Annotated in this window: 12 protein-coding genes; 6 read left to right on the top strand and 6 right to left on the bottom strand. The window is 66.9% G+C overall.

Going from position 1 to position 13,141, the window contains the following annotated elements; genetic code table 11:
* The first annotated feature begins 288 nt into the window (after window positions 1-288).
* A complete protein-coding gene (locus AX692_RS09545) occupies window positions 289-1,842 on the top strand; it encodes a hypothetical protein (RefSeq protein WP_155644795.1) in 1,554 nt (517 codons plus the stop codon).
* Between the two features lie 231 nt (window positions 1,843-2,073).
* Here the strand turns inward: AX692_RS09545 and rimO are convergent, their stop codons facing one another.
* Window positions 2,074-3,459, bottom strand: a complete 1,386-nt coding sequence (gene rimO, locus AX692_RS09540; RefSeq protein WP_073974293.1) for a 30S ribosomal protein S12 methylthiotransferase RimO — start codon at window positions 3,457-3,459, stop codon at window positions 2,074-2,076.
* Between the two features lie 71 nt (window positions 3,460-3,530).
* On the opposite strand from rimO, the gene AX692_RS09535 reads away from it, so the two are divergent.
* Window positions 3,531-3,932: a DUF1761 domain-containing protein gene (locus AX692_RS09535; protein ID WP_073974294.1), complete on the top strand. Its 402-nt coding sequence runs from the start codon at window positions 3,531-3,533 to the stop codon at window positions 3,930-3,932.
* Window positions 3,933-4,130: 198 nt separating this feature from the next.
* Here the strand turns inward: AX692_RS09535 and ftrA are convergent, their stop codons facing one another.
* On the bottom strand, window positions 4,131-5,114 hold the full coding sequence (gene ftrA, locus AX692_RS09530; protein ID WP_073974295.1) for a transcriptional regulator FtrA: 984 nt from the start codon (window positions 5,112-5,114) through the stop codon (window positions 4,131-4,133).
* Window positions 5,115-5,201: 87 nt separating this feature from the next.
* On the opposite strand from ftrA, the gene AX692_RS09525 reads away from it, so the two are divergent.
* Window positions 5,202-5,597, top strand: a complete 396-nt coding sequence (locus AX692_RS09525) for a rhodanese-like domain-containing protein (protein ID WP_073974296.1) — start codon at window positions 5,202-5,204, stop codon at window positions 5,595-5,597.
* Between the two features lie 5 nt (window positions 5,598-5,602).
* Window positions 5,603-6,076, top strand: a complete 474-nt coding sequence (locus AX692_RS09520; RefSeq protein WP_073974297.1) for a GNAT family N-acetyltransferase — start codon at window positions 5,603-5,605, stop codon at window positions 6,074-6,076.
* 340 nt (window positions 6,077-6,416) lie between these two features.
* Here the strand turns inward: AX692_RS09520 and AX692_RS09515 are convergent, their stop codons facing one another.
* Genes AX692_RS09515 through serS form a run of 3 tightly spaced genes read right to left on the bottom strand, consistent with a single transcriptional unit; the run spans window position 6,417 to window position 9,543 of the window.
* Window positions 6,417-7,499 (bottom strand): potassium channel family protein, encoded by a 1,083-nt coding sequence (locus tag AX692_RS09515; protein WP_230959806.1) that lies wholly within the window; start codon window positions 7,497-7,499, stop codon window positions 6,417-6,419.
* A complete protein-coding gene (gene surE, locus AX692_RS09510; RefSeq protein ID WP_073974298.1) occupies window positions 7,499-8,263 on the bottom strand; it encodes a 5'/3'-nucleotidase SurE in 765 nt (254 codons plus the stop codon). Before surE ends, AX692_RS09515 begins: the two co-directional genes overlap by 1 nt.
* Window positions 8,263-9,543 (bottom strand): serine--tRNA ligase, encoded by a 1,281-nt coding sequence (serS, locus tag AX692_RS09505; RefSeq protein WP_073974299.1) that lies wholly within the window; start codon window positions 9,541-9,543, stop codon window positions 8,263-8,265. The genes surE and serS overlap by 1 nt, the downstream gene beginning before the upstream one ends.
* Window positions 9,544-9,679: 136 nt before the next feature.
* On the opposite strand from serS, the gene AX692_RS09500 reads away from it, so the two are divergent.
* Window positions 9,680-9,961 (top strand): hypothetical protein, encoded by a 282-nt coding sequence (locus AX692_RS09500; RefSeq protein ID WP_073974300.1) that lies wholly within the window; start codon window positions 9,680-9,682, stop codon window positions 9,959-9,961.
* A gap of 63 nt (window positions 9,962-10,024) precedes the next feature.
* Here the strand turns inward: AX692_RS09500 and AX692_RS09495 are convergent, their stop codons facing one another.
* Window positions 10,025-12,367 carry a TonB-dependent receptor gene (locus tag AX692_RS09495; RefSeq protein ID WP_073974301.1) on the bottom strand — a complete coding sequence of 781 codons (2,343 nt, stop codon included), beginning with the start codon at window positions 12,365-12,367 and terminating at the stop codon, window positions 10,025-10,027.
* A gap of 122 nt (window positions 12,368-12,489) precedes the next feature.
* Here AX692_RS09495 and AX692_RS09490 point away from each other — a divergent pair, with 122 nt between their 5' ends.
* The gene (locus AX692_RS09490) at window positions 12,490-13,134 is read left to right on the top strand and encodes a TetR/AcrR family transcriptional regulator (RefSeq protein WP_073974302.1); all 645 of its coding nucleotides are present in this window, start codon (window positions 12,490-12,492) and stop codon (window positions 13,132-13,134) included.
* Window positions 13,135-13,141 lie beyond the last annotated feature (7 nt).

The raw sequence follows: 13,141 nt of genomic DNA, 5'->3' as shown, positions 1-13,141 counted from the left end.
GGCCTCGGCGGCGGCTTCGGCGGTGCGGTCTGCCGCCGATTGCGCCAGGGCGGCGAATTGCAGCGCGGCAAGCGCGATGAGGAAAGCGATAATCCGGACCATGTCAGCGAATATGCCGCTGGGCCGCGTAAGTTGCCAGCGATTAACCACGCAACGTCCCTCGCGGGGACGTGCGGGGGGGAGGGGTTAACGGGGGTGGCCATCGCGGCGCTGGAAGAACGCTCCCATCCCCTCTTCCCTTTCGCCGCGAAACACGGGACAAGACCCTCTGAACAAGGGGATCGCACCATGACACAGCCTTTGCGCGCCGCACTCGCGCTCGCCGCAGCCGTCCTTGCCGCGCCGCTTGCGGCGAAGGAACCCGCGCCCGCGCCGTTGCCCGATCTTTCCGCGATGAGCATCGCGGAGCTCCAGGCGCTGTTCCGCAAGGATAATGACCGCTGGTCGGACGAGCCCTGCACATTCGGCGTCCCGGTGATCACCGCGCTCGAGAGCCGCGTCGCCGAGCCGCCCGTGCCGCTGCGCCGTCTGCGCCTGGTCGCCGAGGCGTTCTGCGCCGACGAGCAGAAGCGCTTCGAAGATGGCCTGAAGCTCTCCGCCGACATTGCCGTGCTCACCCCGGACGACCCGGCGACGGGGCTTGCCATCTACTTCGCGCAACGGCTCGAGAATTCGGACAGCATGATTGCAGTGCTGCGCGGGCTCACCGATGTGGGGCTGGGGCAGCTTGACCGCGACACCTATTGGAGCGTGTTCCGCGCCACGCGCGATGCGGGGCGTCTCGACGATCTCGACGCGCTCGCGCTCGAATGGGCGACCACCGGCAAGTTCGCCTTCCTCGATACCGAACTGCATGAAGGGATTGCCATGGCTGCCCTGCGCGCGGCGGCGAAGGCCGGGCGGGCCGATGTGGTCGAGGGCCTGCTGGTCTCGATCACCGGCCCTGCAAGCTATATCGACCTCCTGACCTTCCGCACCTACGAGCCCTTCTGGCCGCAGATCGAGGCGCGCGCGGGGAAGAATCTGTCGCTGGTCGGCGAGGAGAACGTGCGCGTCGCCCGCGCCCGGCTGACCAATGCGCCCGAGGATCGCGACCGCTTCTCGGCGGCGGCCCATGCACTCCACTACAATGGCCAGTTCGAAGACGCGATCGCGCTCGCCCAGCGCTGGCGCGAGCGCAAGGCGAAAGGTGCGGCGATCGAGGAGGGCGATGCCTGGGCGCTCAATATCGAGGCCTATGCCTATGATTCGCTCGGCCAGCCGAAGAAGGCCGATGCGGTGTTCGACGAGCTGGCGAAGTATGATCCCGCGGAGCACGACTGGGTCGTCAACTTCGTCATCAACCGCGCCTCGCGGCTGACCGGGCAGGGGCGCTGGCGCGAGGGGCTGAAGGCGACCGAGCTGGCGCGGCGGGTGGCCGAGATGCAGGGTTCGACCTATGCCAAGCTGATCATCGCCCGCGACCGCGCCTGCGCCTTCGAGCGGCTGGGCCGCGCGAAGGAAGCCGCGCCCGAACTGGCCTTCCTGCGCGAGAACTGGAAGAACGGGGTGGGGCTGACGGTGCAGGGCCTGATGTGCCACGGGCTTGCCGACGAGGCGGCAGCGCTGCTGCTCGGGGCGCTGCGCGACGAGGACGAGCGCAACGAGGCGCTGGCCGCGTTCCAGACCGACGAGCTCGACCTGTTCTACACCGCCACGCTGCTGCCCGAGGCACCCGACCTGCTAGCCGACTATCCCGAACTCGCCGCCGAACTCGCCAAGCATGTGCGCCCCATGCCCGAGGCTTTCATCCCGCAGGCGGCCTTGCGGCGCGTGGCGCGCACGGAGGGCGCGGTCAGGTAGCCGGGGGCACGCGCCATTTTCCTACAGTTCGACGCCGCGCTATCGTGGCGCGTCGCTCTTTGCCATCGTCGATCCTCACCCCCCCTTTTCTGTGCGCCGCGCGCGCAAAAAGAGGCCCTGTTTCCCTGTCCGTCCGCTTGCGTAACGGTCGGACAAGTTATTGTGAATCGGCAGGATAAAGCGCGTCCGTAGAGCGGACAGGGTGTCCGCTTTGTCCGCTTTGCGCAAAGGCTACGCGATCACCCCGAACAGGTCGTGGGCGTCGGCGTCCTCGATGCGCACGCTGACGAAATCGCCCGGTGCGAGCGTTGCGGGCACGTTGCGCAGGTAGACCGCGCCGTCGATCTCGGGCGCGTCGGCCTGCGAGCGGCCGGTGGCGCCGATGTCGCCGTCCTCATCCGCCTCGCCGACCTCGTCGATGATGACGGGGAGCGTGCGGCCCACCTTGCCCGCGAGCTTGGCGGCGGAGATGCGCTCGGTCACTTCCATGATCCGGGCGTAGCGTTCCTCCTTCACCGCTTCCGGCACCTGATCGGGCAGGGCATTGGCCGCCGCGCCCTCGACGGGCTCGAAGCGGAAGGCGCCGACCCGGTCGAGCTGGGCTTCCTCGAGCCAGTCGAGCAGGTAGCGGAAGTCGTCCTCGGTCTCGCCCGGGAAGCCGACCACGAAGGAGCTGCGGATCGCGATGTCGGGGCAGATCGCGCGCCACGACTTGAGGCGCTCGAGCACCTTGGCCTCGTTGGCGGGGCGGCGCATGAGCTTCAGCACCTTCGGCGAGGCGTGCTGGAACGGGATGTCGAGATAGGGGGTGAGCAGCCCCTCGGCCATCAGCGGGATGACCTGGTCGACATGCGGATAGGGGTAAACGTAGTGGAGGCGGACCCACGGCGTCTGGCCCTCGGGGGTGCGCAGCTGGCCAAGCTCACGGGCCATGTCGGTCATGTGGGCGCGCACGGGGCTGCCCTTCCAGTCGCGGCTCTCGTGGCGGATGTCGACCCCGTAGGCGCTGGTGTCCTGGCTGATGACGAGCAGCTCGCGGGTGCCCGCCGCGACCAGCATCTCGGCCTCGCGCAGCACCGCGTCGATGCGGCGGCTGGCGAGCTTGCCGCGCAGGGAAGGGATGATGCAGAAGGCGCAAGAATGGTTGCAACCCTCTGAAATCTTGAGGTAAGAGTAATGCCGCGGGGTGAGCTTGATGTCGGGCTGCGGGATGAGGTCGACGAACGGGCCCTGCGAGGGCGGCGCGTGAAGGTGGACGGCTTCCACCACCTGCTCGTACTGGTGCGCCCCGGTCACCGCGAGCACCTGCGGGTGGACCGCGCGGATCGCATCGGCCTCCTCGCCCATGCAGCCGGTGACGATGACGCGGCCGTTCTCGGCGATCGCCTCGCCGATCGCGGCAAGGCTCTCCTCCTTGGCGCTGTCGAGGAAGCCGCAGGTGTTGACCAGCACCACGTCGGCCCCCGCGTAGTCCTCGGCGAAGGCATAGCCGTCGGCCCGCAGCCGGGTGAGGATGCGCTCGGAATCGACGAGCGCCTTGGGGCAGCCGAGGCTGACCATGCCGATGCGCTTCTGGTCGGCCAGAACGGTGGGTGTTGTGAGGGGAGCGGAGGTCATTGCGGCGCGCCCCTACACGAGACCGGCGCATTAGGCTAGCATGAGGCACGCGAGACAAGGAGAGCGCACCCATGACCGACTTTGCCCTGTGGCCGGTGCTGGCGGGAGCTGCGGCATTTTTCGCGGTGGGCGCGCTGTGGTACGGCGTTCTGCTCAGCAAGCCGTGGCAGCGCGCGGCGGGGCTCACAAACAGCCAGTTGCGCGAGGGAAACATGGCGCTGATCTTCGCGCTGACCTTCCTGTTCGAGATGCTGATCGCGATGGTGCTGTGGCACCTGCTCGCCCGCACCGATCCCAAGCCCTTCGTGGTGATGATGATGGCGGTGGGCTTTGCCGGGGGCGTGATGATCCCGGCGATCGGGATCAACTATCTTTACCTCAGGAAGCCGCTGGCGCTGTTCCTGATCGACGCGGGGCATTTCCTGTTCGGCATGGCGGCGATGGGGGCGGTGTTCGTGTGGTTCCGGTCTTAGGGCGAGCGCTTTCTCGATCGCCCGGCGCCTTCGGGACGCTTCAGGCGTGCACCATGGCAGCTTTTGGAGAAGGACGTCGCGGAGCCGAATGTCCGATATTGGGTGGATTCCAGCCGAAGCAGGCCTACGTTAGCGCGCTCGCCGATTGTGCGCTCATGCTGCCACACTGTTCGGTCTCAACCCACGTAACCTAGTCGATTAGACGGGCAGGAACTCCTGCCTATAGGCGGTCGGGCTAAGTCGAACCCGGGCACGGAAATGATGTCGCATTGCATGCGCTGTGCCGAAGCCGACCGCGGCGGCGACCTCGTCCATCGACGCAGTTGAGCTGGTGAGCATGTCTTTGGCCGCCTCGACCCGTTCGGCAGCGAGCCATTCGCCCGGGCCAAGTCCGGTCGTCTCGACAAAGCGCCGCTCGAAGGTGCGGCGGCTCATGTTCACCATCTTCGCCATCGCCGCGATCGTCCAGCGCCGCGCGAGGCTGGCGCGGACCTCGTCGAGCAGCGGGCCGAGCGCGTTCTCGCGGCGCCACGCAACAGGGCGTTCGAGGAATTGCGCCTGCCCGCCGTTTCGGTGGGCAGGCATAACGATCCGGCGTGCGACCGAATTGGCCGCTTCGGCCCCGAAATCGTGTCGCACGAGTGCGATCATCAGATCGATTCCCGCCGCGCTGCCAGCTGAGGTGAATATCCTGTCTTCGCCGTGATAGAGCGCCGCCTCGTCCACCAGCAGCGCGGGGAAGCGACGGCGCAGTTCCTCGGCATAGCGCCAATGGGTCGTCACGCGGCGACCATCGAGGAGACCGGTGGCGGCAAGCACGAAGGCCCCCGAACAGATCGACACCAGTCGGCACCCGCGACGATGCGCCGCCACCAGCTGCTCGGCGAGCGCAATCGGCACCGGCGCCTCGGCTCCGCGCCAGCCGGGGACGATGATGATATCAGCGTGCTCCAGCAGTTCGCTCCCGCCATCTGCCACTACCCGCAGTCCTCCGTGAGCGCGCATGGGCCCAGCCTCGATCGCGACGCTGGCGAATCGATACCAACCCGGCCCCATCTCAGGGCGATCGAGGCCAAAAATTTCTGCGGCGATCCCGAACTCGAAGGTGCAGAGGCCGTCATAAACAAGTGCAACCACGAGCGGACCGGACAAGGACGATGATGAGTCAGCAGCAATTGGCATGATCCTTACGCATATTGCCGTTTACGCCAATTGCAAGCGTGCTCGCGTGCCGCCAATCCAGCGGCGGCACAACCAAGGAGAACCGCCATGAATTCTGCAGTTACCGCCGTTCCTCCCGCCTCCAGCGAGGCCGCCAGACAACATTTTGCCGCGCAATTCGCTTTTGAGACCGATTGTTGGGACGTTCACGAGACGCTCGGCAGAGGTGCCGATTTCGTGCTGCTCGACGTGCGCAGCCCCGCAATGTTTGCCAAGGGCCACGTGCCCGGCGCGATAAGCCTACCGCACGGCAAGATCATCGGCTCGAAGATGGCCCAATGGCCTGCGGATACCCTGTTCGTCACCTATTGCGCCGGTCCGCACTGTAACGGCGCGGCGCGCGGTGCGCTGCGGCTGGCAGAGCTAGGGCGACCGGTTAAGATCATGATCGGCGGCATCACGGGCTGGATCGACGAGGGCTTTGATCTGGCAGTGGAAGGATAGGCGCGGTGAACGTCGCCATCCGCCCTGCCGTCCCGCAGGACTGCAGCGTTCTTCTCACCCTGATCGCCGAGCACGCCCGGTTCGAGCGCGGCGTGGCGACGATCACCCATCTTGAACTCCTGTCGATCCTCGCGAGCGAAGTGCCGCCGGTGGCGATCCTCGTGGCCACGCGAGACGAGGAAGTGCTTGGCTACGCTGCAATCACATTTGACTTTGGTCTGTGGCGTGCCAGGCCTTGGGCGCATCTTGACTGCCTGTTCGTGCGCGAGGAAAGCCGCGGGCTAGGGCTAGGTGCAATGTTACTGGGCGCAGCTGTTGATTTCGCCCTCGCCAGCGGGATCGATCGGGTGGAATGGCAGACCCCAGCGTGGAATGAGCGGGCCATCGCCTTCTACCGACGGGCTGGCGCCTTGGACACGTTCAAGGTGCGCTTCACCCTCTCAGCGGCACGGGAGGTTCATGCACGCGCAAATGCGTAGGAAAGGTTAACCATCCCTTAGACCGCGCTCCGCGACCGCAAAGGGGTCGATTGCCGAACGGCAGGTTTCGGCAGAATGCCACCGATAGCCGACATTTTCCTACACCTCCGGGAGCCGCTACAATCCGATCGGCTCTTTCCCATTGTTATGTCCGGCCTGCGAGGCCGTTTCGCTATGCCGGGCGTGAAACAAGGCCCCGTTCCCCTGTCCGTCCGCTCGGCGCAACTGGTCGCAAGGTAATGTAAATGCTACAGATATTCCAATATCGCAATGCGGACAGGGTGTCCGCTTTGTCCGCTTTGTCCGCTTTGTCCGCTTCCCGACGGCTTCGCTTGCAGGCCTATCCCGCCTCGTGCGCCGCAGTCGGCACGATCTCGACCACCACATCCCCCGGCTGGAGCATCTGGCACTCCTCCTCCCAGAAGCCGATCGGGCGGCCGCCCCGGTAAACGCGCAGGCCCTTGCCGCCGCTTTTGAGCTCGGAGATGGACTTGCCGCATTCCTCGGCGCTCACCACCCGTTCGACCAGCTGCACCCGGCCGCCGACGCTGGCGAGGTCGGCGAGGTAGTCAGCGATGTGCGCGCCCTTGACGCTGCCGGCCAGCAGCAGCCCGGTGAAGCGCACCGGGTTGATGACATTGTTCGCGCCTGCCTGCCGCGCCAGCAGCTCGTTGTCGTCGGCGCGCACCACCACGCTGATGGGGACCTTGGGGGCAAGGTGGCGCACCGTGAGCACGATCAGGATCGAGGTGTCGTCGCGCCCGGCGCTCACCAGCACGCTCTGCGCCTCGGCGATGCGCACCGCTTTGAGGTTCTCGTCGCGGGTGGCATCGGCGGCCATCACGTTGACCCCGAGCTTTTCGGCCTCGGCGAGGCGATCTTCGGACGGGTCGATCACCACGATGCAGCGCGGATCGACCCCCCGCTCGATCAGTTCGCCCACGCTCTGCGAGCCGGAGACGCCGTAGCCCAGGACCACGACATGGCCCGTCAGCTGTTCCTGGATGCGAGCCATGCGAAACTTCTCCCAGCTGCGCTTGATGACGAAATCGTAGGCCGCGCCCACGAAGATGAACAGCACGGCGATGCGGACGGGCGTGACGATCACCGCCTCGATCAGCCGCGCGCGGTCCGAGACCGGGGCGATGTCGCCGAAGCCGGTGGTGGTGATGCTGATCATGGTGAAATAGACGACGTCGAGAAAGCTGATGCTCCCGTCGACATTGTCGACCAGCCCGTCGCGGTCCCACCAGTGGATCGCGATAACCAGACCGATCAGGCCGAAGGCGGCGCCCATGCGCAGGCCGAGATCGCCCCACACGGGCAGCTTGACCTGTCGCCGCAGCGGGCGGAACTGGTCGGCGAGCAGGGCCTTGCGCTTGAACGGGTTGCGGCTCGCCGAGGGTTCGGGCCGCGCGGCCATCAGTCCGCGAACCGTTCGGCGAGGATGCCGATGGTCGAATAGTGGGTGAGATCGAGCTGGAGCGGGGTGACGGCGACATAGCCTTCCTCGATCGCCTCGAGGTCGGTGCCGTGGTCCAGCGTGTGTTCGATCTGGTCGAGCCCGAACCAGAAATAGCGGTAGCCGCGCGGATCGCGGCCTTCGACGATGGTGCCGCGCGAATAGTCGTGGAAGCCCTGCCGCGCGACGCGGATGCCCTTCACGGCCTCGGGAGGAAGCGCGGGGAAGTTGACGTTGATCAGCGTGCGCTCGGCCATCGGCGCGTCGATCAGCTTCGCGAGCACCTTCGGCCCCCATTCGCGCGCCGCGCCGAAGGGAACCTCGTCGCCCATGCCTTCGCGGGCGTAGACCTGGCTGAAGGCGATGGCACGGATGCCCGCGAGCGCGCCCTCGATCGCGGCCGAGACCGTGCCCGAATAGGTGATGTCGTCGGCGAGGTTCGCGCCGCGGTTGACGCCCGAGAGGATGATGTCGGGCGCATCGGGCATGACCGTGCGCAGTGCCATCATCACGCTGTCGGTCGGGGTGCCGGTGACGGCAAAGCGCCGCTCGCCGTGCTTCTGGAGCCTGACCGGGCGGGTGAGGGTCAGCGAGTGGCCCGCGCCCGATTGCTCCTCCGATGGGGCGCAGATCCAGATGTCATCCGAGAACTGGCGCGCGATTTCCTCCAGCACCTTGAGGCCGGGGGCGTGGATGCCGTCGTCATTGGTGAGGAGAATGCGCATTATTGGGCAGGTTCCAATCGGGTAATGCCGCCCATGTAGGGCAGCAATGCGTCGGGCACGGTGACGCTGCCGTCTCCGTTCTGGTAGTTCTCGATCACAGCCACCAGCGTGCGACCGACCGCGAGGCCGGAGCCGTTGAGGGTGTGGACGAACTCGGTGCGTTTCTCGCCTGCTACACGGTAGCGGGTGTTCATGCGGCGGGCCTGGAAGTCGCCAGTGTTCGAGCACGAGCTGATCTCGCGATAGGCGCCCTGGCCGGGGAGCCAGACCTCCAGATCGTAGGTTTTCCGTGCGCCAAAACCCATGTCGCCGGTGCACAGCAGCAGCTTGCGGTAGGGGAGGGCGAGGCGTTCGAGGATGGTCTCCGCCGCGCGGGTCATGCGCTGGTGTTCTGCTTCGGAGTCTTCCGGCTTCACGATGCTCACCAGCTCGCATTTCTCGAACTGGTGCTGGCGGATGAACCCGCGGGTGTCACGCCCCGCCGCCCCGGCCTCGGAGCGGAAGCACAGGGTGAGCGCGGTGAGGCGCAAGGGGAGGGCGGCCTCGTCGAGCAGCTCGCCCATGACGCTGGCGGTGAGGGAGACTTCGCTGGTGGGGATGAGCCAGCGCCCGTTGGTGGTGTTGAAGCTGTCCTCGGCGAACTTGGGCAGCTTGTCGGTGCCATACATGGCATCGTCGCCCACCAGCACCGGCGGGTTGCACTCGGCATAGCCGTGCTCGCCGGTCTGCACGTCGAGCATGAACTGGCCGAGCGCCCTGTGCAGCCGTGCCATGCCGCCCCGCAGGAAGGTGAAGCGCGCGCCCGAGAGCCTTGCGCCGGTCTCGAAATCCATGCCGAGCGCGGGGGCGATGTCGGCGTGTTCGCGGGGCTCGAAGTCGAAGGCGCGCTTCTCGCCCCATTCGCTTTCGACCCGGTTGTCTTCCTCGCTCTCGCCGTCGGGCACATCGGCGCCGGGGAGGTTGGGGATGATCTCGAGCGCGACCTTCAACTGGCCCGCCAGCTCCTCGGCGCGCGCTTCCATCGCGGGCATCGCGTCCTTGAGCGCGGCGACTTCGGCCTTGATTGCTTCGGCCCCGTCCTTGTCGCCCTTGGCCATTGCCGCGCCGATCAGCTTGCTCGCCTCGTTGCGGCGGCTCTGTGCGACCTGCACCTCCGTCACCGCGGCGCGGCGCGCCTCGTCGAGGGCGATCAGGTCAGCGGCCTGCGCGGGCAATCCGCGGCGGGCGAGCCCTGCGTCGAATGCTTCGGGATTCTCTCGGATCAGGCGAATGTCGTGCATGGAGCGCGCCTATGCCCGCTCGGGCTCCCCAAGGAAAGGGGGGTTGGGGCGGCTCGGCAGGCTGCACTGTGGCTGCGATCTGCCGGGGAACCCGTGCGGCCGCGCGCCGGTAAGTCACGGCAAGGAGAAACACATCATGCTCAGGAAGATCATCGGCGCCGCGATCGGCGCCAAGCTTGCCAAGAACTCGCCCGCCATGGGCGGCGCGACCGGCGCGGCGCTGGGCGCGGCGGTGCCCTTCGTGCTTGCGCGCATGAGCCTGCCGACGATGGTGATGCTCGGCGTGGGCGGCTATTTCGCCAAGCGCTGGTACGACAAGCAGCCGCAGCAGGGCAGCGCCGACCGCTTGAGCGGCACGCTCTCCCCCGCGCTGCCTGCCCCGACGCCGAGCCCGTCGACGGTGCAGACCCCCGACTGACGGTCCCCGGAGAAGGGGCGGCGGTGGATGGTCAGAGGCCGCCGCCCCTCGGGGAGATCGACGTCAGAAGTTGACCTGCGCGGTGACGAACACCCGGCGCGGGTCGCCGTAGAAGCCGGTCAGCGTGCCTTCGCGCCCGAGGGTCGGGATGAACGGCGCACCGCCCACGCCTCCGGCCACGAAGTTGTAGCCTGCGACGATATATTCCTTGTCGAACAGGTTCTTGCCGTGGACACCGAGCGAATAGCGCCCGTCGTCCGAGGTGTAGACGATGCTCGCATCGACCAGCACGAAGCCGTCCTGGTCGAGGAAGGGGTTGGGCACCTCGAACTGGCTCGCGTCCGAGCGCAGCGAGGCGAGGCCGATGAAGTCGACGATCCCGCCGGCGAGCGGCAGGCCCAGGTCGAAGCCCATGTGCGCGGTGATGTCGGGGGTGTTCTGGAACACCCGCTGGTCGGCGACGTCATTGCCGAAGGCATCGATGAAGGTGTTGAACTTGGCGTCGATGATGCCGAGCGACCAGTTGACCGTGAGGCGGCTGCCCTCGCCCGCGAAGTCCTTGCCGACCAGCGCATTGCCCTCGAACTCGATCCCGTTGACGTCCGCATCGGCAGCGTTCGAGGTGATCCCGATGAAGCTCTCGTTCACCCCGTCGCCATTGGCGTCGAAGCCGACCGAGCCGGGGATCTGCACGTCCTTGTACTGGCCGAGGAAGCCCGCCAGGCTGATGTTGAGGCGATTGTCGAGCAGCGAGGCCTTCCAGCCCACCTCGTAGCTGTCGACCGTTTCCGGATCGAAGGCGAGGAAGTCGAATACCTCGTCCGCATTGCACGCGCCGCCGGTGGCGTTGCGGCACGCGGTGGTCTGGCCGCGCGGGTCGAAGCCGCCGCCCTTGAAGCCTTGCGAATAGGTGAAATAGAGGTTGTGATCGGGCGTCGGCCGCCAGCTGATCGAGCCGCGCGGGTTGAAGTCCTCGAAGGTCTCGCTGCCGGTGAAGTTGCTGGTCGTGGCGATCACCGCGCCGGTGCCGCCGAACAGGTTGGAGAACCCGCCGAGGAAGGTCCGCCGCAGCACCAGGCTGGTGCGCCTGTCGTTGGTGTAGCGCCCCCCGACCGAGACGCTGAGCGTGTCGGTGAGGTCGTAGGTGAAGTCGCCGAACACCGACCAGGTCTCGGTGTCGACATCGCCCAGCGTCTGCGCGGTGAGGCCAGCCACCGTGGTGAACAGCGCCACGTCGAAGGCGGTGAAGGCATTGGCGTCGAGATAGTAGAAGCCCAGCACGCCCGACAGCTTGTCGCCTTCGTAGAGCAGCTGGAGTTCCTGGCTGAACTGATCGTTCTCGTGGATCGCCGGCACGTCGAGATCGACCGCGGGAAGGCTGTCGAAATCGATCGGGGTGGTCGAGGCGTCCTCGCGGTAGCCGGTGATCGACTTGAAGGTCAGCGTGTCGCTGAGTTCGATCGCGATGTTCAATGCACCGCCATAGGCCTCGACCTCCTGCTCGACGATGTTGAGCCCCGCGCGGGTGTCGAACACGTCGTCGAGCACCGGCGCGCCGCTGACGAGGCCGGGGATGAAGCGGTGACCCTGGCGGGCTTCGGAGTTGTCCTTGACGTAATCGCCCGAAAGCCGCGCCTTGACGATGCCGCTCTCGAATTCGACCGTAGCCCGCGCGGCCCAGACGTCCTTGTTGTAGTTCTCGGTGCCGAGCGTCAGGTTGTCGCCGAAGCCCCCGCGCGAAAGCCGCGCGCCGCTCGCACCGATCTTGAGGCTGTCGCCGATCGGGGTCGAGGCGGTGACGATCAGGTCGGCCTGGTTGTAGGAGCCATAGGTGCCGCGGACCTTGACGCTGAGGTCGTCGGGCAGGTCGGCGGTGACATACTTGATCGCGCCGCCGATGGTGTTGCGCCCGTAGAGCGTGCCCTGCGGCCCGCGCAGCACTTCGATGCGCTCGACGTCATAGACGTCGAGCACGGCGGCCTGAGGGCGGTTGAGGTAGACGTCGTCGACATAGAGGCCGACGCCCGCCTCGAAACCGGCGACCGGGTCCTGCTGGCCGACGCCGCGGATGAAGGCTGTGAGCGTGGTGTTGGTGCCGCGGCTGACCTCGAGCGTGATGTTGGGCACCTGCTGGGCGACCGCGACGATATCCTGCACCCCCTGCTTGGCAAGCGTGTCGCCCGAGATCGCGGTGACCGACAGCGGAACGTCGAGCAGCTTTTCCTCGCGGCGGCGGGCGGTGACGTAGATCACGCCCTCTTCTTCGGCAGCCGCATCGGCGGCAGCTTCCTCTGCCGCAGCCACGACGTCGTCGGCGCTGTCCTGCGCCATGGCGGGCGCGGCATAGGTGGCAAGTCCGGCGGCGCCGGCAAGCAGCAGCGCGCGGGTGCAAAGCTTGGTGTTCATCGGGTTGTTTCCTCTCCTGGCCCTCTTATGGCGCCATCATTATTGAAAGTTAAACCACCTTTCATGTTTAGACTTGTCGCGGCCCCTTGCGCGGCCTACCGAAAGCGGCGAGGGAGAGGCAGATGGGCAACACTCGCGAAGCTGCGGCGACGCTCGCCGAGGAAGCGTCGGTCGACGCCAAGACGCCGCGCACCGAGCGCGGGCGGCGGACGCTGCGCAAGCTGCTCGATGCGGCGGCCGAGAAATTCAGCGAGAAGGGCTTCCACGAGGCTTCGGTAAGCTCGATCACGCGCCGGGCCGGGATGGCGCTCGGCAGCTTCTACACCTATTTCGACAGCAAGGACGCGCTGTTCCGCGCGCTGGTCGCCGACATGAGCGAGAAGGTGCGCACCAGCGCGCGCTCGGCGCTGAGCGAAGGCATGGGCGCGCTCGAGATCGAACGCGCGGCGCTGGCGGCGTTCCTGCGCTTTGCCGCCGAGCACAAGGAAATCTACCGCATCATCGACGAGGCCGAATTCGTCGATCCGGCGAGCTACCGCCAGCATTACGAGACCATCGCCGCGCGCATCGCCGACCGCCTGCGTGCCGGCACGGCCTCGGGCGAATTCCGCGATGGCCTCGGCGAGCTCGAGGCCTGGGCGCTGATGGGAATGAACGTCTTCGTCGGCCTGCGCTACGTGGTGTGGGGCAGCACGCCGGGTCTGGGGCCGGACGAGGTCGCCGCGGGGGTCAATCGCTTGCTGGCGGAAGGCCTGCTGCGGCGCTAGACGTGCC

The organism is Erythrobacter donghaensis (assembly GCF_001557325.1).
GTDB lineage: Bacteria > Pseudomonadota > Alphaproteobacteria > Sphingomonadales > Sphingomonadaceae > Erythrobacter > Erythrobacter donghaensis_B.
The sequence above is the reverse complement of the archived record's forward strand: the minus strand, read 5'-3'. Positions and strand labels throughout refer to the sequence as shown.